Origin of the sequence: Bradyrhizobium vignae (assembly GCF_900324035.1) — a bacterium.
GTDB classification, from domain to species: Bacteria; Pseudomonadota; Alphaproteobacteria; order Rhizobiales; family Xanthobacteraceae; genus Bradyrhizobium; species Bradyrhizobium vignae.
In genome coordinates, this window is sequence record NZ_LS398110.1 from 3,396,005 (window position 1) to 3,415,093 (window position 19,089).

Consider the following 19,089-nt stretch of genomic DNA (forward strand, 5'->3'; position numbering starts at 1 on the left):
GTGGAGAAGGTGCGACGCTTGCGCGCGATGGGTTCTCTGTGCCGTCAACAGGCCGCGTACAACAGCATGAACAAATGGAAACTCCTCGCGGACGCGGAATGCTGGGAGCACTTGGCTGAGCTTGAGCTGTCGTCCCACTTCCGCGAATGCAACGTCGGTAGCTCGACCAGCTCGCTTGATCTGGCCGGGTGAGAAAACCCTTGCAACAGGGAATGAGAACCGACAAGGAGCCAACTCTTCAAACATCGGGGGGCGTGCAATGAGTAACCGTAATCGGGCGTACAACCGCGTTGTCCTGTGCCTGCGCGCTCAGGCGCTTCTTTCTCAGCTTGCCGAACTTGAGACCCTTCGAGGCCGAGTGCGAGAGGCCGAGGAGAATAGTACAGCTCTCGATCAATCGGCAGACCCGGTGAAGTCAACCATTCACTGATTGATCGCAGGTCGTCGAGCGCGCGCTGCTGGGAGGGGATGCTGCCACCGGGCGCGTCAGCCCTCAATGTGTTTCACCGTCGAAACCGGCCAGCGACCTTCATGTCCCGCGACCGAGATGCGAAGTCTGTGCTCATCATCGAGGAAGACGCGATCAATTGTGCCAGCCTTGCCGTCAGTCAAAACGACGGTCTTGCCGACCAGCTCCATCTCGGCCTCGTGCAGTTCGCGCAAGATGTTCATCGCTCGCGCGTCGCCGGTACTTGCAGCACTCACGAATGCACCCTGTTTGGTGCGAATTCTTATATCACCACTCTGGTATTTTGACGCGAGCACGCAATCGGAACTCTTGCAGTCCGCAATGAGTTACAGAGCAACGCGATTGTCGAGACAGGTTTGCGCGCCCTTCGGCGTTCGAAAGAGGCCAAAGTTGGTCGATGTGGTGGAGACTGAGACCGTGCCGAAACCGACGGTCGCCGGCTGGTTCTTCGTCACTAAAGGCGATGAACGCGAGCCGATCGGAATGCGCATCATCGAGACGCCGACGGACGTCGGGCGCTTCGTCAACCGCGACGCGCGCGTCCGCTTTACCGCCTACGTGCCGCCCCGGTAGCGTCCCCGCCGGCCGCGGGCTGGCCGCGAAGCCGGAGATCGCCTGCGCCGCCTGCCATGGCGAGAAGCTGACCGGCACCGACGTCGTGCCGGGCATCGCCGGGCGTTCGCCCACCTACATCTTCCGCCAGCTCTACGAATACCAGCACGGCTTTCGCCCGCATGGATTAGGGCGTTTGGTGAAGTCGGATACCCGCTCCCAACATGCCTCGTAAAAAGCTTTTCCCGTCAAGCTGCCCGAGGCTTGCCAGTCGGTATAGAGCCAGTACCCGGCCCCAAGTGCCAGTACCAGCCAAAACATTCCTTTCATGATTTCCCCCGCCGCGCTCTCGTCGTGTTTAACAGAGGAATCAAAGGCAATGCCCGCCAGAAGGCGCTGGAGCTTCGCCCGCTCGGCCAGCAGCAAAGTGACGGTCCCCTCGTCCCGAGCGATCGTGCGCTTTCCGCGCCACGTCTTAGGTATCTTAAAGGGATCCCGAACTTCTTGGTGATCTCTAGAGCTCGCTCGACCCTGAGGGTCTTTTGCTCTGGAGTGAAGTCGATCCAGCGGAGGCCAGAAGCTCGTTGCGGCGAACGCCAGTCGCGGCATCGACCGCGACCGGAGCGTACATGGCCGGGGAGGGCTTGAACCCGTTCACCAGGTTCTTGAGGTCCGGCTCATCAAGCGCCAAGCCGTGATCGCTCTCGCCGGCCGAGGGAAGTTGTTCGATCCGGGTCATCGGGTTGCTGGTAAGCATCCCTTTCCGCTCTGCGGTCGACAGGCACGAGTTGAAACACCGGTGCACGTGGTTGACGGTCATCGGTGCCAGCTTTTGCTCGAGCTTCCCATATAGCTCGTCAATTTCAATGGCCTTCAGATGACGAGCTCTCGCTCGGCCTGCGAGAGCATTTCGCAGGCTATGCCAACGACGTCGTCAGCCGCTTCGGCATCGCGCCGGGTTCGCTGGTCGTCGAGCTCGGCAGCAACGACGGATCGCTGCTCGGCTTCTTCAAGGAGCGCGGCATGCGCGTGCTGGGTGTCGATCCTGCAGTCGACATCGCGCGGCGCGCGACGGAAGCGGGAATCGAGACTATCGGCGATTTCTTCACCGATGCGATCGGGCACCGCATCCTGCAGAGCCATGGTGCGGCGAGCGTCGTGATCGCCAACAACATGATCGCCAATGTCGACAATCTCGATCCGCTGGTGATCGGGGTTCGCGACGTGCTTGCGCCGGACGGATTGTTCGTGTTCGAAACGCAATACGGCGTCGATGTCACCGAGAAGAACCTGCTCGACACCGTCTATCACGAGCATCTGTCGTATTTTAACATCAAGCCGCTGACGCGCTTCTTCGCCCGGCTTGGCATGGAAGTGATCGACGTCCAGCACATCTGGACCAAGGGCGGCTCGATCCGCGTGACGGTCCAGCGCGCCGGCGGTGCGAAGAAGCCGTCCGCGGAGGTCGCGCGCTTCATCGCGGAGGAGGACCGGCTCGGTGTCGATCAGCCGGCCTATTATGCGCCCTATGTGAAGAGGATCGCTGCCATCCGCGACGAGCTGGTCGCGATGGCGGATGCCGCCCATGCGCGTGGTCAGCTGGTCGCCGGCTACGGCGTCTCGGTCGGCACCACGACCCTGCTTCCGCAGTTCGGCCTGGAGAACAAGATCGACTTCCTGGTGGACGACGACCCAAAAAAGGGGAACGTGATGGCCGGCCCGGGTTACGACATTCCGATTCTGCCTCCGGCCGCCCTTTACGAGCGCAAGCCCGCCTTCGTCGTGGTCTTCGCCTGGCGCTATGTCGACCCGATCCGGGCAAAGCACGCTCGCTATTTCGCCGAAGGTGGAAAGTTCGTGGTGCCGCTGCCTGGCATTTCCATGGTGGATCGGGCCGACTGACTGTGCCGGGCTGCCGATGGTCTCCCCGGCGCCTTGCGGGCGGCGGATAACCCCTTGATCCACATGGTCTCTGCACGGCCGTCCGGGGGAAGGCGGCTTGCCCGCACGAACTCTCTATATCTTGACCTTTGGCCCCATCCGCAGTAGATACCCCGCACTCGCAGCCGGCCCGTTAGACGCGGATCTCCGGCGCGGCTTTGAAATCCCCGAACAATCGAGCCCGGTTTCCGGCTCATCCTTCGAGACAGAGGGCTGGGCCAACGGCGGCTGTTCGGATCCCTGAAATTCATTCGCGTCTGTCGACGGACGCTGGACCCTAGACGATGGCAGTCAGCCCGTTCAAGTTCTTGCAGGAAGTGCGCTCGGAGACTGCCAAGGTCACTTGGCCGACCCGCCGCGAGACCACGATCACCACCATCATGGTGTTCGTCATGGTCGCGCTGGCCTCGATCTTCTTCTTCGCCGCCGACCAGATCATCCGCTACCTCATCACCTTCGTCCTGGGCATTCACTGATGGCAACAGCAACCGCTCAAGTGTCCGACAAGCGCTGGTACATCGTCCACGCCTATTCGAATTTCGAGAAGAAAGTCGCCGAATCGATCCGCGAGCAGGCCAAGCAGCGTGGGCTCGAGGATTTGTTCGAGCTGGTGCTGGTTCCGACCGAGAAGGTCACGGAAGTGCGCCGTGGCCGCAAGATCGACGCCGAGCGCAAGTTCTTCCCGGGTTACGTGCTGGTGAAGATGAAGCTGACCGACGAGGCGTTCCATCTGATCAAGAACACGCCGAAGGTCACCGGCTTCCTCGGCGCGGAAAACAAGCCGATGCCGATCTCGGAAGCCGAGGCCATGCGCATCCTGCACCAGGTGCAGGAAGGCGTGGAACGGCCGAAGGCGTCGGTGTCGTTCGAGATCGGCGAGAACGTGCGCGTGGCCGACGGCCCGTTCGCCTCGTTCTCGGGTGTGGTCGAGGAAATCGATGAGGCGCGCTCGCGCGTGAAGGTCGCGGTGTCGATCTTCGGCCGCGCGACGCCGGTCGAGCTGGAATTCGGTCAGGTCGAGAAGGTCTGACCGGGTAACGCGTGAGGCCGAAAGGCTTCGCGCAAAGAGAGGCCGTGGGAGGGAGAGGGCGGTTGCCAGCCGCATCCGACCCAGACCACGAACCTGAAACCGCCGGCAATCGCCGGCACAACAGGAGTGATACATGGCAAAGAAAGTGACCGGATACCTGAAGCTTCAGGTCCCGGCCGGTGCGGCGAATCCTTCGCCCCCGATCGGTCCCGCGCTCGGTCAGCGCGGTCTCAACATCATGGAGTTCTGCAAGGCGTTCAACGCCCAGACCCAGAAGGAAGAGAAGAACACCCCGATCCCGGTGATCATCACCATCTATGCGGACCGTTCCTTCACCTTCGAGATGAAGACGCCGCCGATGTCCTACTTCCTCAAGCAGGCGGCCAAGATCCAGTCCGGCTCGAAGGCGCCGGGCCGTGACAAGGCCGGCAAGGTGACCAAGGCGCAGGTGCGCGAGATCGCCGAGAAGAAGATGAAGGACTTGAATTGCGACACCATCGAATCGGCCATGAAGATGGTCGAGGGCTCCGCCCGTTCGATGGGTCTGGAAGTTGCGGGGTAAGCGGCCATGGCAATCGGAAAGCGTTTGAACAAAGCCCGCGAAGGCATTGACCGCGAAAAGCTTTACCCGCTCGCGGACGCCATCAAGATGGTCAAGGAGCGCGCGAAAGCGAAGTTCGACGAGACCATCGAGGTCGCCATCAATCTCGGCGTCGATCCGCGTCACGCCGACCAGATGGTCCGCGGCGTCGTGACCCTGCCGAACGGCACCGGCCGTACGCTCCGCGTCGGCGTGTTCGCCCGCGGCGCCAAGGCCGATGAGGCCAAGGCCGCCGGTGCCGACGTCGTCGGCGCCGAGGACCTGGTCGAGAAGGTGCAGAACGGCACGATCGATTTCGACCGCTGCATCGCCACCCCCGACATGATGCCGCTGGTCGGCCGCCTCGGTAAGGTGCTCGGCCCGCGCGGCCTGATGCCGAACCCGAAGATCGGCACCGTGACCATGGACGTCACAGGTGCGGTGAAGGGTGCCAAGGGCGGCTCGGTCGAGTTCCGGGTCGAGAAGGCCGGCATTCTGCAGGCCGGTGTCGGCAAGGCCTCGTTCTCCGAGGAGAAGCTGGTCGAGAACATCAAGGCTCTCGCGGACGCCGTCTCCAAGGCGAAGCCGGCCGGTTCCAAGGGCACCTACATCCAGCGCGTTGCGGTGTCCTCGACGATGGGCCCCGGCGTGAAGGTCGAGCCGGGGACCATTCTCGGCTGAAGTTTGAAAATTGCATGAGGCGGGGGGCGGAATTGGGCGACCGATTCCGCCCCTCGTCGTTTGTGGTGGCGCTGACTGGAAACAACAACAATGGCTGACAAGGTCCTGATCTACTCGCGCTTTCCCAAGTCGATGATGGTGCGTTTCGCCGAGCGGTTCGAACTGCTAGACACCGGCGGCAAGCCGCCGCGCGAGGTGTTTCCGGCCGAGGAGCTTGGCGGCATTCGCGCACTGCTTACCGCGGGCGGCTCGCCGTTCGGTGCGGAGGCGATGGACCTTTTTCCGAAGCTCGGCGCCATCGTCTGCTACGGCACCGGCTATGACGGCGTCGACCTGAAGGCCGCCGCCGCCCGCAATATCGCGGTCGGCCACAGTCCGGGCGCAAATGCGGCTTCCGTCGCTGACATGGCGATGACCCTGATGCTGGCGACGACGCGGCGGATTTTGGGGGCCGACCAGTATGTCCGCAGTGGCGACTGGGCGGCCTCGAAACAATCGCCGATGATGCGTCCCCAGGCCGGCATGCCCGGCCGCCGCATCGGCGTCTATGGCATGGGCGAGATCGGACGCAAGATCGCCGCGCGCTGCGTCGCTTTCGAGAGCGAGGTCGGCTACTACAGTCGCACCAAATACGATCTGCCCTATCAATATTTCCCGTCGCTGGAGGAGCTGGCCGACTGGTGCAGCGTGCTGATGATCGCGGTGCGGGCAGGGGCCGAGACCCGACATGTCGTCAACGCCGATATCCTCAGGCGAATCGGCGCGGACGGCTACGTCGTCAACATCTCCCGCGGCTCCGTCGTCGACGAGAAGGCCCTGGTCGCGGCGCTCACCGACAAGACCATCGCGGGGGCCGGCCTCGACGTCTTCGAGAAGGAACCGCACGCGCCCGACGCGCTGACCGCGCTCCCGAACGTCGTGTTCGCCCCCCATATCGGCGGCCACACCCTGGACTCGCACGTTGCCATGCAGAATTGTGTGCTGGCGAACCTGGCGGCGTTTTTCGAGGGCAAGCCGCTGCCTTACGCCGTCAAATCGGCCTGAATCGGTCCCTGTTGGGCCATCCCAAGCCCTGTCGGCAATAGCTTGGAACTGGTGTGAATTTTGCTCTTGGCAAGCAGGCCCGGAGCGGTTAAAGAACCGCCTCCGGACGTGCCGGCTTCGGCTGGCGCGTTCGTGCACGCATTCCGAAAACCCGACACGACAGGAGATCATTCCTTTTCAGGACGTCCGTGAGGATTTGCCCGAAAAGGAAGGAAAACCCGTCGGTTGGCAGGGATGCGGGCAGAGGTCGGGCGGTTCGCCGGCTGGCCTCGTCCTGTCCAAGACTGCAGGCGCCCGCGAAGAATTTCGATTCCTCAACGGCTTAATCGCATGGCCTGCATAGACGGGTGAAGACCGGATTTCACTTCGCATCCAGCTTTAAGGGCTGGCTTTGCGAAACGGGTCTGGTTCGGACCTCGACACGCCGTGGGCCCCAGGGCTCCCGGAGGGCAGGCTTTGAATTGTCGTCTTGCCCGGCGTGTCCGATGGGTTTTTGGCCCGGAGGTTCAGGTTTGGGCGGGACGATGGGTGCAACCCGGCGGTCCCGCTTCTCGCGATGACCGCCAACCGGAGAGAGCTTGCTGTGGAACGAGCGGCAAAAAAAGAAGCGGTCGAACAGCTCAATGAGGTCTTCAAGACCACGAGCGTCGCGGTCGTTGCTCAATATTCCGGCCTCACCGTCGCCCAGATGCAGAAGCTGCGCCAGCAGATGAAGCAGGCGGGCGCTGCGGTGAAGGTCTCGAAGAACCGTCTCGCCAAAATTGCTCTTGAAGGCACTGACGTCGTTGCCATCGGTCCCATGCTGAAGGGACCGACCGTGATCGCGACTTCCAGCGATCCGGTAGCGGCGCCGAAGGTCGCCATCGAATTCGCCAAGGCGAACGAAAAGTTCGTCATCGTCGGCGGATCGATGGGGAAGACCGTCCTGAATGTCGACGGCGTGAAGGCGCTTGCCTCGCTGCCGTCGCTTGACGAACTGCGCGGCAAGATCGTCGGCCTCATCGTGGCCCCGGCGACCAAGCTGGCCCAGCTCGCCAACGCGCCCGCGGGCAAGCTCGCGCGCGTCATCCAGGCTCATGCCTCAAAGGGCGAAGCGGCCTGACGCCCTTCGCAAAACTCAAACCCGAACCAGACTTACACTCAAGGAAACTGAACAATGGCTGACCTGCAGAAGATCGTTGACGACCTCTCGAGCCTGACCGTGCTCGAAGCTGCCGAACTCGCGAAGCTCCTCGAAGAGAAGTGGGGCGTTTCGGCTGCCGCGGCTGTCGCCGTGGCCGGCCCGGCGGGTGCTGGCGGCGGCGCTGCCGCTCCGGCGGAAGAGAAGACCGAGTTCACGGTCGTTCTCGCCAGCGCCGGCGACAAGAAGATCGAGGTCATCAAGGAAGTCCGCGCCATCACCGGTCTCGGCCTGAAGGAAGCAAAGGACCTCGTCGAGGGTGCTCCGAAGCCGCTGAAGGAAGGCGTGAACAAGGAAGAAGCCGACAAGATCAAGGCCCAGCTCGAGAAGGCTGGCGCGAAGGTCGAGCTGAAGTAACGCAAGTTACTTCAGCGAAATCCCGGGCTCGCGAAGCGAGGCCCGGGATCTTGTCCGAAGATCGTGGATGGCCGGGTCAAGCCCGGCCATGACGACCTGAAAGACAGGGGCCGAATGCAAAAGGCATGCGACGGAACGACCCTACGCAGGCCGAACACGAAAAAGTGTGGGGATTTGAGGGTTTGACCCTCGAATCTGCACTATTGTCGCCCCATATCGGGTCGGCAGCACGAAAGCGCGGTGGGCAGGGATGCCGGATTTCCCTGTAAGCCGTTGGGAGAGCAGGCTATTTCGGGCTTTTGCAGTCCGTGAAGACGATCGTTGTGACGGGCGGGCGCGCATCTGCGCCCCGCGCGTCGTTTTGCGTTTTGAAGGTCTGAAGAACGGATTCAGGACATTCGCACCTGAAGCTGCGTCTCTGGCCCCCAAGACGGGTTCGAAAATTCAACCCGGAAAGCGGTGGCAGCCGCGTTCCGGACGGCGCGCCCAGAGCGGGCGACGAAAATGAGAGGCCACGATGGCGCAGCAGACATTCACCGGTCGCAAACGCGTTCGCAAGTTCTTCGGACACATCAAGGAAGTCGCCGAGATGCCGAACCTCATCGAGGTTCAGAAGGCGTCCTATGACCAGTTCCTGATGGTCGACGAACCCCCGGGCGGCCGTCTCGACGAGGGTCTGCAGGCGGTGTTCCGCTCGGTGTTTCCGATCTCCGACTTCTCGGGCACCTCGATGCTGGAATTCGTCCGCTACGAGTTCGAGCAGCCGAAATACGACGTCGACGAGTGCCGCCAGCGCGGCATGACCTTCGCCGCACCCCTCAAGGTGACGCTGCGCCTCATCGTGTTCGATATCGACGAGGAAACCGGCGCCAAGTCGGTGAAGGACATCAAGGAGCAGGACGTCTACATGGGCGACATCCCGCTCATGACGATGAACGGCACCTTCATCGTCAATGGCACCGAGCGCGTCATCGTCTCGCAGATGCACCGGTCGCCCGGCGTGTTCTTCGACCACGACAAGGGCAAGACCCATTCCTCGGGCAAGCTGCTGTTCGCAGCGCGCGTCATCCCGTATCGCGGCTCCTGGCTCGACATCGAGTTCGACGCCAAGGACATCGTCTATGCGCGTATCGACCGTCGCCGCAAGATTCCGGTGACGTCGCTGATGTTCGCGCTCGGCCTCGACGGCGAAGCGATCCTGTCCACGTTCTACAAGAAGATCCTCTACAAGCGGACCAAGGAAGGCTGGCGCGTTCCGTTCGACGCCAACCGTTTCCGCGGCTACTCGACCGTCAACGACCTGATCGATGCCGACACCGGCAAGGTCGTGCTCGAGGCCGGCAAGAAGCTCACCGTCCGCGCCGCCCGCCAGCTCCAGGAGAAGGGGCTGAAGGCGCTGCGCATGGCTGACGAGGAGCTGGTCGGCAACTACGTCGCCGAGGACCTGGTCAATCCGAAGACCGGCGAGATCCACGCCGAAGCCGGCGAGGAGATCACCGACAAGCTGATGAAGGCTCTCAACGAGCAGGGCTACAAGGAGCTGCCGCTGCTCGACATCGACCACGTCAATGTCGGTCCCTACATCCGCAACACGCTCGCGGCCGACAAGAACATGACGCGTGAGGACGCGCTGTTCGACATCTACCGCGTCATGCGTCCGGGCGAGCCGCCGACGCTGGAATCGGCCCAGGCCATGTTCCAGTCGCTGTTCTTCGACGCCGAGCGCTACGACCTCTCCGCGGTCGGCCGCGTCAAGATGAACATGCGCCTCGACCTCGATGCGCCGGACACCCAGCGCACGCTGCGCAAGGAGGACATCCTCTCCGTCATCAAGACGCTGGTGGATCTGCGCGACGGCAAGGGCGAGATCGACGACATCGACCATCTCGGCAACCGCCGTGTGCGTTCGGTCGGCGAGCTCATGGAGAACCAGTACCGCATCGGCCTGCTGCGCATGGAGCGCGCGATCAAGGAGCGCATGTCCTCGGTCGATATCGACACGGTCATGCCGCAGGATCTGATCAACGCGAAGCCTGCGGCTGCCGCCGTGCGCGAGTTCTTCGGCTCCTCGCAGCTCTCGCAGTTCATGGACCAGACCAATCCGCTCAGCGAGATCACCCACAAGCGCCGTCTCTCGGCGCTTGGACCGGGCGGTCTGACCCGCGAGCGCGCCGGCTTCGAGGTGCGCGACGTGCATCCGACGCATTACGGCCGCATCTGCCCGATTGAGACGCCGGAAGGTCCGAACATCGGCCTGATCAACTCGCTCGCGACCTTCGCGCGCGTGAACAAGTACGGCTTCGTCGAGACGCCGTATCGCAAGGTCAAGGATGGTCGTGTCACCGACGAGGTCGTGTACCTGTCGGCGATGGAGGAAGGGCGCTATTCCGTGGCCCAGGCCAACGTGCCGGTCGACGCCAAGGGCCGCTTCACCGAAGACCTCGTGGTCTGCCGCTCGAGCGGGACCCGCGACGTCGTGCCGATGACGCCCGACAAGGTCGACTACATGGACGTGTCGCCGAAGCAGCTCGTTTCGGTCGCCGCGGCGCTGATCCCGTTCCTCGAGAACGACGACGCCAACCGCGCGCTGATGGGCTCGAACATGCAGCGCCAGGCGGTGCCGCTGGTCCGCGCCGAGGCGCCGTTCGTCGGCACCGGCATGGAGGGCGTCGTTGCCCGTGACTCCGGCGCCGCGATCGCGGCGCGCCGCTCGGGCGTGATCGACCAGATCGACGCCACCCGCGTCGTCATCCGCGCCACGGAAGATCTCGATCCGACCAAGTCGGGCGTCGATATCTACCGTCTGATGAAGTACCAGCGCTCAAACCAGTCGACCTGCATCAACCAGCGTCCGCTGGTGAAGGTCGGCGACATCGTCAAGAAGGGCGACATCATCGCCGACGGTCCGTCGACCGATCTCGGCGAGCTCGCGCTCGGCCGGAACGTGCTGGTCGCGTTCATGCCGTGGAACGGCTACAACTTCGAAGACTCGATCCTGCTCTCCGAGCGGATCGTGAAGGAAGACGTCTTCACCTCGATCCACATCGAGGAGTTCGAGGTGATGGCCCGCGACACCAAGCTCGGACCTGAGGAAATCACCCGCGACATTCCGAACGTCTCGGAAGAAGCGCTGAAGAACCTCGACGAAGCCGGTATCGTCTACATCGGTGCGGAAGTGCGCGCCGGTGACATCCTCGTCGGCAAGATCACGCCGAAGGGCGAAAGCCCGATGACGCCGGAAGAGAAGCTCCTGCGCGCCATCTTCGGCGAGAAGGCCTCCGACGTCCGCGACACCTCGCTGCGCGTTCCTCCGGGCGTGCAGGGCACGATCGTGGAAGTGCGCGTGTTCAACCGTCACGGCGTCGACAAGGACGAGCGTGCGCTGGCGATCGAGCGGGAAGAGATCGAGCGCCTCGCCAAGGACCGCGACGACGAGCAGGCGATCCTGGACCGCAACGTCTACAACCGTCTTGCCGAGCTGCTCGAGGGGCGGCAGGGCATTGCGGGTCCGAAGGGCTTCAAGAAAGACACCAAGATCACCCGTGCGGTGCTCGAGGAGTACCCGAAGTCGCAGTGGTGGCTGTTCGCTTCGCCCAACGACAAGCTGATGGCCGAGATCGAGGCCATGCGAAAGCAGTACGACGAGTCGAAGAAGGGGCTGGAACAGCGCTTCCTCGACAAGGTCGAGAAGCTTCAGCGCGGCGACGAATTGCCGCCCGGCGTGATGAAGATGGTCAAGGTCTTCGTCGCGGTGAAGCGCAAGATCCAGCCCGGCGACAAGATGGCCGGCCGCCACGGCAACAAGGGCGTGGTGTCGAAGATCGTGCCGATCGAGGACATGCCGTTCCTCGAAGACGGCACGCATGCCGACATCGTGCTCAATCCGCTCGGCGTGCCCTCGCGCATGAACGTCGGACAGATCCTCGAGACCCATCTCGGCTGGGCCTGCGCCGGTCTCGGCAAGCGTATCGGCCAGACGGTCGATGCCTATTTGTCGAAGCAGGACATCAAGCCGCTGAAGGAAACCTTGAAGAGAGTCTACGGCGAGGACGAGACGATCAAGTCGCTCAACGACAACGAGCTGCTCGAACTCGGCCATAACCTCAGCCGCGGCGTGCCGATCGCGACGCCGGTGTTCGACGGTGCCAAGGAAGCCGATATCGAGGAGATGCTGAAGCTTGCCGGTCTCGATGCTTCGGGGCAGTCGACCGTCTATGACGGCCGCACCGGCGATCCGTTCGATCGCAAGGTGACGGTGGGCTACATCTACATGCTCAAGCTGCACCATCTCGTCGACGACAAGATCCATGCGCGTTCGATCGGTCCGTACTCGCTCGTCACCCAGCAGCCGCTGGGCGGCAAGGCGCAGTTCGGCGGTCAGCGCTTCGGCGAAATGGAGGTGTGGGCGCTCGAGGCTTACGGCGCGGCGTACACGCTCCAGGAGATGCTGACGGTGAAGTCGGACGACGTCGCCGGCCGCACCAAGGTGTACGAGGCGATCGTGCGCGGCGACGACACGTTCGAGGCCGGTATTCCGGAATCGTTCAACGTGCTGGTCAAGGAAATGCGCTCGCTCGGCCTCAACGTCGACCTGCACAACTCCAAGATGGGACCGGCGCCGACGTCGGAAGCGGCCGAGTAATTCGACCTGTCATGCCCGGCCTTCACGGCCGGGCATTGGCGCCCCTCCCGAGGCCTTGAGGGCAGGGCGCCCCGCTTGAGTGATTTTCGAATTTGCGGCCGGAGGCGACCGGCACGCGAGGAGAAGACGATGAACCAAGAAGTTATGAATCTCTTCAACCCGACGACGCCGGCTCAGGTCTTCGACCAGATCCGGATCTCGATCGCGTCCCCCGAGAAGATTCTGTCCTGGTCCTACGGCGAGATCAAAAAGCCCGAGACCATCAACTACCGGACCTTCAAGCCCGAGCGCGACGGTCTGTTCTGCGCCCGCATCTTCGGGCCGATCAAGGATTACGAGTGCTTGTGCGGCAAGTACAAGCGCATGAAGTACAAGGGCATCATCTGCGAGAAGTGCTCGGTCGAGGTCACGCTGTCGCGCGTCCGGCGCGAGCGCATGGGCCATATCGAGCTCGCAGCCCCCGTCGCCCACATCTGGTTCCTGAAGTCGCTGCCCTCGCGCATCGGCCTCCTGCTCGACATGACGCTGAAGGATCTCGAGCGGATCCTCTACTTCGAATACTACGTCGTGCTCGAGCCGGGCCTCACCGCGCTGAAGGACCGCCAGCTCCTGTCGGAAGACGAGTATCTGAAGGCGCAGGACGAGTACGGCCAGGATTCCTTCACCGCCATGATCGGTGCCGAGGCGATCCGCGAGCTGCTCAAGGGCATGGACCTCGAGAAGCTCGAAGCCTCGCTGCGTGCCGAGATGCAGGAGACCGACTCCGACATCAAGCACAAGAAGCTCGCCAAGCGCCTGAAGATCGTGGAAGCGTTCCGCCACTCCGGCAACAAGCCGGAATGGATGATCATGACCGTGGTCCCGGTGATCCCGCCGGACCTGCGTCCGCTGGTGCCGCTCGACGGCGGCCGCTTCGCGACGTCGGACCTGAACGACCTCTACCGCCGCGTCATCAACCGCAACAACCGCCTGAAGCGGCTGATGGAGCTGCGCGCGCCCGACATCATCATCCGCAACGAGAAGCGCATGCTTCAGGAGGCGGTCGATGCGCTGTTCGACAACGGCCGGCGCGGCCGCGTCATCACCGGTGCCAACAAGCGCCCGCTGAAGTCGCTCGCCGACATGCTCAAGGGCAAGCAGGGCCGCTTCCGCCAGAACCTGCTCGGCAAGCGCGTCGACTATTCGGGCCGTTCGGTGATCGTGGTTGGTCCCGAGCTGCGCCTGCATCAGTGCGGCCTGCCGAAGAAGATGGCGCTCGAGTTGTTCAAGCCGTTCATCTATTCGCGGCTCGACGCCAAGGGCCTGTCCACCACCGTGAAGCAGGCCAAGAAGCTGGTCGAGAAGGAGCGACCCGAGGTCTGGGACATCCTGGACGAGGTGATCCGCGAGCATCCGGTGCTGCTCAACCGCGCGCCGACGCTGCATCGCCTCGGCATCCAGGCGTTCGAGCCCGTGCTGATCGAGGGCAAGGCGATCCAGCTTCACCCGCTGGTCTGCTCCGCGTTCAACGCCGACTTCGACGGCGACCAGATGGCCGTGCACGTCCCGCTGTCGCTCGAGGCGCAGCTGGAAGCGCGCGTCCTGATGATGTCGACCAACAACATCCTGCATCCGGCGAACGGCCAGCCGATCATCGTGCCGTCGCAGGACATCGTGCTCGGTCTGTACTACGTCTCGATCATGCGCGAAGGCCTGCCCGGCGAAGGCAAGGTGTTCGGCGACATGGCCGAGCTCGAGCACGCGCTGCATGCGAAGGTCATCCACCTCCACACCAAGATCAAGTACCGGTGGGAAGGCATGGATGAGACCGGCAAGGTCTCCAAGCGCTGGATCGAGACCACCGCCGGCCGCGTCATGCTCGGCAACCTGCTGCCGAAGAATCCGCGGATCTCGTACGAGATCATCAACAAGCTGATGACGAAGCGCGAGATCTCGGGCGTCATCGACCAGGTCTACCGCCACTGCGGCCAGAAGGAGACGGTGATCTTCTGCGACCGCATCATGGCGCTCGGCTTCTACAATGCGTTCAAGGCCGGCATTTCGTTCGGCAAGGACGACATGGTCGTGCCGCACGGCAAGTGGAAGATCGTCGACACCACTCGTACGCTGGCGAAGGATTTCGAGCAGCAGTACAACGACGGTCTGATCACCCACGGCGAGAAGTACAACAAGGTCGTCGATGCCTGGTCGAAGGCCACGGAAGAAATCGCCAAGGCGATGATGAAGGAGATCTCCGCCACCAAGAAGACGGCGAGCGGAGCCGACGCCGACATCAATTCGATCTACATGATGGCTCACTCCGGTGCCCGCGGTTCGCCGGCCCAGATGCGCCAGCTCGCCGGCATGCGCGGCCTGATGGCCAAGCCGTCGGGCGAGATCATCGAGACGCCGATCATCTCGAACTTCAAGGAAGGCCTCTCGGTGCTCGAGTACTTCAACTCGACCCACGGCGCCCGCAAGGGCCTCGCGGACACCGCGTTGAAGACCGCGAACTCCGGCTACCTGACCCGTCGTCTCGTCGACGTGGCGCAGGACTGCATCATCACGCAGAGTGACTGCGGCACCAAGCTCGGCATCAAGATGCGCGCCATCGTCGACGCCGGCACCGTGGTCGCCTCGCTCGGCTCGCGCATCCTCGGACGCACGGCCTGCGAAGACGTGCGTGACGGCTCGGGTAAGGTGATCGTCAAGCGCGACACGCTGATGGAAGAAAGCCACGTGGATGCCATCCATCAGGCCGGCATCCAGGAGGTGAAGATCCGCTCGGCGCTGACCTGCGAACTCGTCAACGGCATCTGCGGCAAGTGCTACGGCCGCGACCTCGCCCGCGGCACGCCGGTCAATCACGGCGAAGCGGTCGGCGTCATCGCGGCGCAGTCGATCGGCGAGCCGGGCACCCAGCTCACCATGCGCACCTTCCATATCGGCGGTGCGGCGCAGCTCAACGAGCAGTCTTTCGTCGAAGCCAACTTCGACGGCAAGATCGTGATCAGGAACAAGTCCATCGCCCGCAACAGCGAAGGTCACCTGATCGCGATGGTGCGCAACATGGTCGTTGCGATCGTCGATGCCGACGGCACCGAGCGTGCGACGCACCGTATCCAGTACGGTTCGCGCCTGCACGTCGACGAGGGCGACATGGTCAAGCGCGGCCAGCGTATCGTGGAGTGGGATCCCTACACCCGTCCGCTGCTCACCGAAGTCGAGGGAACCATCGGCTTCGAGGATCTGGTCGAGGGTCAGTCGATCTCGGAAACGCTCGACGAAGCCACGGGTATCGCCAAGCGCGTGGTCATCGACTGGCGCTCGACGCGCGGCGGCTCGGACCTGCGTCCGGCCATCGTGGTCAAGGGCAAGGACGGCAAGGTGCTCAAGCTCGCCCGTGGCGGCGATGCCCGCTACATGCTGTCGGTCGACGCCATTCTCTCGGTCGATATCGGAGCCAAGGTCCAGCCGGGCGATATCCTCGCCCGTGTCTCGACCGAAAGCGCCAAGACGCGTGACATCACCGGCGGTCTGCCGCGGGTGGCGGAACTGTTCGAGGCTCGGCGCCCGAAGGATGCGGCGATCATCGCCGAAATCGCGGGCACCATCCGGTTCGGGCGCGACTACAAGAACAAGCGTCGCATCTCGATCGAGCCGATGGACAAGACCGACGAGCCGCGCGAGTACCTGATCCCGAAGGGCAAGCACATCCACCTTCAGGACGGCGACGTCGTCGAAAAGGGCGACTTCATCGTGGAAGGCAACCCGGCGCCGCACGACATCCTTGCGGTGAAGGGCATCGAGGAACTCGCGGCCTATCTGGTCAACGAGATCCAGGAGGTCTACCGGCTGCAGGGCGTGCTCATCAACGACAAGCACATCGAGGTGATTGTCCGTCAGATGCTCCAGAAGGTGGAAATCACCGATCAGGGCGATACGGACATGATCTCCGGCGAGCAGGTCGACAAGATCGAGTTCGACGCGCTGAACGCGAAGGCCAAGGAAGAGGGCAAGAAGCCCGCCACGGGAACGCCGGTCCTGCTCGGCATCACCAAGGCGAGCCTCCAGACCCGGTCCTTCTTCTCGGCGGCATCGTTCCAGGAGACCACCCGCGTCCTCACAGAGGCGGCGGTCAACGGCAAGATCGATCCGCTCGAAGGCCTCAAGGAGAACGTCATCGTCGGCCGGCTGATCCCGGCGGGTACCGGCGCCTCCATGGCCAAGATCCGCGAAGTCGCCATGAAGCGCGACAAGCTGATCCTGGATGAGCGCGAGAAGCAGGCGGCCGTCGTGTCGCCCGCGCCGGAAGCGGAGCCGATGGCGCTGCCGCCTGCGGAATGATGATTCATCCGTAGGAATACTGGGGACAATGAAAAGGCCGGCTTTTGCCGGCCTTTTTTTGCTGTTTCCTTCGCCTGCTGCGATGCGGGAAAATCTTTGTTCATCTTTCCTTCAGCCGCAAAAGCGCTTCTGCTAGGAGAGCTTAGCCCGGTGGTCCCGCGACGGGGCAGGGGCCGAAGACCACGGAACTCTCATGCTTGATCTCGCAATCGTAGGCGGCGGCCCCGGCGGGCTGATGAGCGCCTGGTATCTGAAGCGCAAACTCGGCGATCTCTGCCGCGTCACCATCTACGAGGCCTCCGACCGGCTCGGCGGCAAGATCGTCACGCGCAAATTCGATTCGGCGCCCGCCATGTACGAGGCCGGCGTTGCCGAGATCTACGATTACTCGATGACCGGCCCCGATCCGCTGCGCGAGCTGATCCAGCATTTCGGCCTCCAGACCATTCCCATGGACGCCGAGCAGGTGCATTTCGGCGGCGAGCTCCTCAATGACGTGCCGGGCATGCGCCGCAAGTACGGCGCCAAGACCGCGGCCGCGATCGAGGCGTTCCGCAAGCGCTGTACCGAGGTGATGTCGCCGATCGAATATTACGAGGGCGTCGGCGCGCACGACAACGAGAATCCCTGGGCCTACAAGACCGCCGAGCAGGTGCTCGACGAGGAGGTCGAGGACGACACGGCAAAGCGTTTCTTCAAGGTGATGGCGCGCTCCGACATCGCGACCGAGAGCCACAACACCAACGGTCTCAACGCGCTGAAGAACTATCTGATGGATGTCGACGGCTATATCGGCCTCTATTCCATCCAGAATGGCAACGAGCAGCTGATCGAGTGCCTGCAGTCGGAGGTCAATGCCGACATCCAGCTCAATCACCGCGTGCTCACCGTCGGCAAGGCGCCGACCGGCCGCTATCAGCTCAAGATGATGAACGGCAAGGGACCGGAGACCCGCGACTTCGATCTCGTGCTGGTCTGCCTGCCGCATTCCTGGCTCGCCACCCTCGGCTGGGAGGGCGAGCAGCTGCGCAAGTCGATGGTCAAGCACGTCGCCTATTTCGACCGCCCCGCGCATTATCTGCGCGTCTCGATCCTGTTCGACGAGCCGTTCTGGGGCGAGAAGATTCCGGGCGCCTGGTTCATGTCGGAGGCCTTCGGCGGCTGCTGCGTTTACAACGAGGGCGCGCGCCACGACGTCGGCAAGCATGGCGTTCTGAACTGGCTCATTCCCGGCTCCGACGCGCTGGCTTTTGCCAATCTGTCGGATCAGGAGCTGATCGATGCCGCCCTGAAATCGCTGCCGGCTTCCCTCGGCGATGCGCGTTTGCATTTCATGGAAGGCAAGATCCACCGTTGGCTGTCGTCGGTGAATGCGCTGCCGGGCGGCTTGCCCGTGCGCGACGTCATGACCAATCACCGGCCCGAGCCGAAGGAGCATCCCGGCATCGTGGTGGTCGGCGACTATCTGTTCGATTCGACGCTGAACGGCCTGCTCGACTCCTCGGACGCGGCGACCGACATCATCCTGACCGAGATGATGCGCCTGCGCCGCGAACGCGCGCAGCAGAACGAGCCGCTCTCGAACAAGATCGATCGCGATTATTTCGAGAACTATCGCGGCCTCGGCCCCTATCACGAAGCGTGGCGGCACTTCACCGATCCCGATTACCTCGCCAGGCTGATCGACATCGTCTGGGGCAAGGCTGCGGGGGCCAAGCTGCTGGTCGCGGGCTCCGCCAGCGGCGAGCTGGTCGGCGCGCTGCGCGATCGCGGCATCGACGCATGGGGAATCGAGAACAATCGGGCCATCCATGCCAAGACGCCGAAAGCGCTGAAGAAGTACAACAAGCTCGGATCAATCACCGACCTGCCGTTCAAGGACGGCACGTTCGACTTCGTCTTCGAGACCAGCCTCTGCCACGTCTCCCCGAAGCAGGTGACCCGCGCCATCCGCGAGCTCAACCGCGTGGTCAAGACCGGCCTCGTGTTCGGCTCGATCACCTCGGACATGGCGCCGGCATTGATCGACCGCTACGACCTCCTGCGTGGGGTCAAGAAGCTCGGCACCTGGTGGGAATGGTCCGAACTGTTCTTCGGCAACGGTTTCGAGCTTTCGATGCACCGCAAGGATTGTACCGATGCGCTCTGGGAGGCGACGCTCGCCGCCAACAAGGGGCCGGGGCAGTGGTATGCGGACGCGGACTCCTTGCGCTATTCGTTCTTCGATAAAGTCGAGGACGAGGACTAGCCGCGGGGCAGGTCGGATTCGCCAATTGTTTTGCCGAAT

16 protein-coding genes are annotated in these 19,089 nt (G+C 63.1%); 13 read left to right on the plus strand and 3 right to left on the minus strand.

The window, feature by feature from the left end; translation table 11 throughout:
• A complete protein-coding gene (locus tag BRAD3257_RS16415; protein WP_122406599.1) occupies positions 1 to 192 on the plus strand; it encodes a hypothetical protein in 192 nt (63 codons plus the stop codon).
• A gap of 294 nt (positions 193 to 486) precedes the next feature.
• On the opposite strand, the gene BRAD3257_RS16420 is transcribed toward BRAD3257_RS16415, so the two are convergent.
• A complete protein-coding gene (locus tag BRAD3257_RS16420) occupies positions 487 to 672 on the minus strand; it encodes a PRC-barrel domain containing protein (RefSeq protein WP_122402683.1) in 186 nt (61 codons plus the stop codon).
• Between the two features lie 214 nt (positions 673 to 886).
• On the opposite strand from BRAD3257_RS16420, the gene BRAD3257_RS16425 reads away from it, so the two are divergent.
• Positions 887 to 1,042 carry a hypothetical protein gene (locus BRAD3257_RS16425; RefSeq protein ID WP_160118819.1) on the plus strand — a complete coding sequence of 52 codons (156 nt, stop codon included), beginning with the start codon at positions 887 to 889 and terminating at the stop codon, positions 1,040 to 1,042.
• Positions 1,043 to 1,174: 132 nt separating this feature from the next.
• Here the strand turns inward: BRAD3257_RS16425 and BRAD3257_RS16430 are convergent, their stop codons facing one another.
• Positions 1,175 to 1,447, minus strand: coding sequence for a hypothetical protein (locus tag BRAD3257_RS16430; RefSeq protein ID WP_122402685.1), 273 nt, complete (start codon positions 1,445 to 1,447; stop codon positions 1,175 to 1,177).
• Positions 1,448 to 1,535: 88 nt separating this feature from the next.
• Positions 1,536 to 1,841: a hypothetical protein gene (locus tag BRAD3257_RS16435; protein ID WP_122402686.1), complete on the minus strand. Its 306-nt coding sequence runs from the start codon at positions 1,839 to 1,841 to the stop codon at positions 1,536 to 1,538.
• Between the two features lie 2 nt (positions 1,842 to 1,843).
• Here BRAD3257_RS16435 and BRAD3257_RS16440 point away from each other — a divergent pair, with 2 nt between their 5' ends.
• From BRAD3257_RS16440 to BRAD3257_RS16490, 11 genes are all read left to right on the plus strand, one after another.
• Positions 1,844 to 2,923 (plus strand): class I SAM-dependent methyltransferase, encoded by a 1,080-nt coding sequence (locus BRAD3257_RS16440; protein ID WP_244607968.1) that lies wholly within the window; start codon positions 1,844 to 1,846, stop codon positions 2,921 to 2,923.
• Between the two features lie 323 nt (positions 2,924 to 3,246).
• Complete coding sequence (gene secE, locus BRAD3257_RS16445; protein WP_122402687.1) at positions 3,247 to 3,438, plus strand: preprotein translocase subunit SecE; 192 nt, start codon at positions 3,247 to 3,249, stop codon at positions 3,436 to 3,438.
• Positions 3,438 to 3,992 carry a transcription termination/antitermination protein NusG gene (gene nusG, locus BRAD3257_RS16450; protein ID WP_028146088.1) on the plus strand — a complete coding sequence of 185 codons (555 nt, stop codon included), beginning with the start codon at positions 3,438 to 3,440 and terminating at the stop codon, positions 3,990 to 3,992. The genes secE and nusG overlap by 1 nt, the downstream gene beginning before the upstream one ends.
• Before the next feature lie 133 nt (positions 3,993 to 4,125).
• Complete coding sequence (rplK, locus tag BRAD3257_RS16455) at positions 4,126 to 4,554, plus strand: 50S ribosomal protein L11 (protein WP_011088164.1); 429 nt, start codon at positions 4,126 to 4,128, stop codon at positions 4,552 to 4,554.
• Positions 4,555 to 4,560: 6 nt separating this feature from the next.
• The gene (gene rplA, locus BRAD3257_RS16460) at positions 4,561 to 5,253 is read left to right on the plus strand and encodes a 50S ribosomal protein L1 (protein ID WP_025037003.1); all 693 of its coding nucleotides are present in this window, start codon (positions 4,561 to 4,563) and stop codon (positions 5,251 to 5,253) included.
• Between the two features lie 90 nt (positions 5,254 to 5,343).
• Positions 5,344 to 6,297, plus strand: coding sequence for a 2-hydroxyacid dehydrogenase (locus BRAD3257_RS16465; protein WP_122402688.1), 954 nt, complete (start codon positions 5,344 to 5,346; stop codon positions 6,295 to 6,297).
• A 583-nt stretch (positions 6,298 to 6,880) separates the two neighbouring features.
• Positions 6,881 to 7,399: a 50S ribosomal protein L10 gene (rplJ, locus tag BRAD3257_RS16470; RefSeq protein WP_122406600.1), complete on the plus strand. Its 519-nt coding sequence runs from the start codon at positions 6,881 to 6,883 to the stop codon at positions 7,397 to 7,399.
• Positions 7,400 to 7,453: 54 nt separating this feature from the next.
• Positions 7,454 to 7,834 (plus strand): 50S ribosomal protein L7/L12, encoded by a 381-nt coding sequence (gene rplL / locus BRAD3257_RS16475; RefSeq protein WP_122402689.1) that lies wholly within the window; start codon positions 7,454 to 7,456, stop codon positions 7,832 to 7,834.
• A 517-nt stretch (positions 7,835 to 8,351) separates the two neighbouring features.
• Positions 8,352 to 12,476, plus strand: coding sequence for a DNA-directed RNA polymerase subunit beta (gene rpoB / locus BRAD3257_RS16480; protein ID WP_122402690.1), 4,125 nt, complete (start codon positions 8,352 to 8,354; stop codon positions 12,474 to 12,476).
• A 129-nt stretch (positions 12,477 to 12,605) separates the two neighbouring features.
• Positions 12,606 to 16,802 carry a DNA-directed RNA polymerase subunit beta' gene (gene rpoC, locus BRAD3257_RS16485; RefSeq protein ID WP_122402691.1) on the plus strand — a complete coding sequence of 1,399 codons (4,197 nt, stop codon included), beginning with the start codon at positions 12,606 to 12,608 and terminating at the stop codon, positions 16,800 to 16,802.
• A 193-nt stretch (positions 16,803 to 16,995) separates the two neighbouring features.
• Entirely contained in the window at positions 16,996 to 19,050 is a 2,055-nt protein-coding gene (locus BRAD3257_RS16490) for an FAD-dependent oxidoreductase (RefSeq protein ID WP_122402692.1), read from the plus strand.
• Positions 19,051 to 19,089: the final 39 nt, after the last annotated feature.

Coding starts and splice junctions, on each gene's coding strand:
- BRAD3257_RS16420 (WP_122402683.1), bottom strand. CDS start 672: ATGAACATCTTGCGCGAACTGCACGAGGCCGAGATGGAGCTGGTCGGC.
- BRAD3257_RS16435 (WP_122402686.1), bottom strand. CDS start 1,841: ATGACCGTCAACCACGTGCACCGGTGTTTCAACTCGTGCCTGTCGACC.
- secE (WP_122402687.1), top strand. CDS start 3,247: ATGGCAGTCAGCCCGTTCAAGTTCTTGCAGGAAGTGCGCTCGGAGACT.
- nusG (WP_028146088.1), top strand. CDS start 3,438: ATGGCAACAGCAACCGCTCAAGTGTCCGACAAGCGCTGGTACATCGTC.
- rplK (WP_011088164.1), top strand. CDS start 4,126: ATGGCAAAGAAAGTGACCGGATACCTGAAGCTTCAGGTCCCGGCCGGT.
- rplA (WP_025037003.1), top strand. CDS start 4,561: ATGGCAATCGGAAAGCGTTTGAACAAAGCCCGCGAAGGCATTGACCGC.
- BRAD3257_RS16465 (WP_122402688.1), top strand. CDS start 5,344: ATGGCTGACAAGGTCCTGATCTACTCGCGCTTTCCCAAGTCGATGATG.
- rplL (WP_122402689.1), top strand. CDS start 7,454: ATGGCTGACCTGCAGAAGATCGTTGACGACCTCTCGAGCCTGACCGTG.
- rpoB (WP_122402690.1), top strand. CDS start 8,352: ATGGCGCAGCAGACATTCACCGGTCGCAAACGCGTTCGCAAGTTCTTC.
- rpoC (WP_122402691.1), top strand. CDS start 12,606: ATGAACCAAGAAGTTATGAATCTCTTCAACCCGACGACGCCGGCTCAG.
- BRAD3257_RS16490 (WP_122402692.1), top strand. CDS start 16,996: ATGCTTGATCTCGCAATCGTAGGCGGCGGCCCCGGCGGGCTGATGAGC.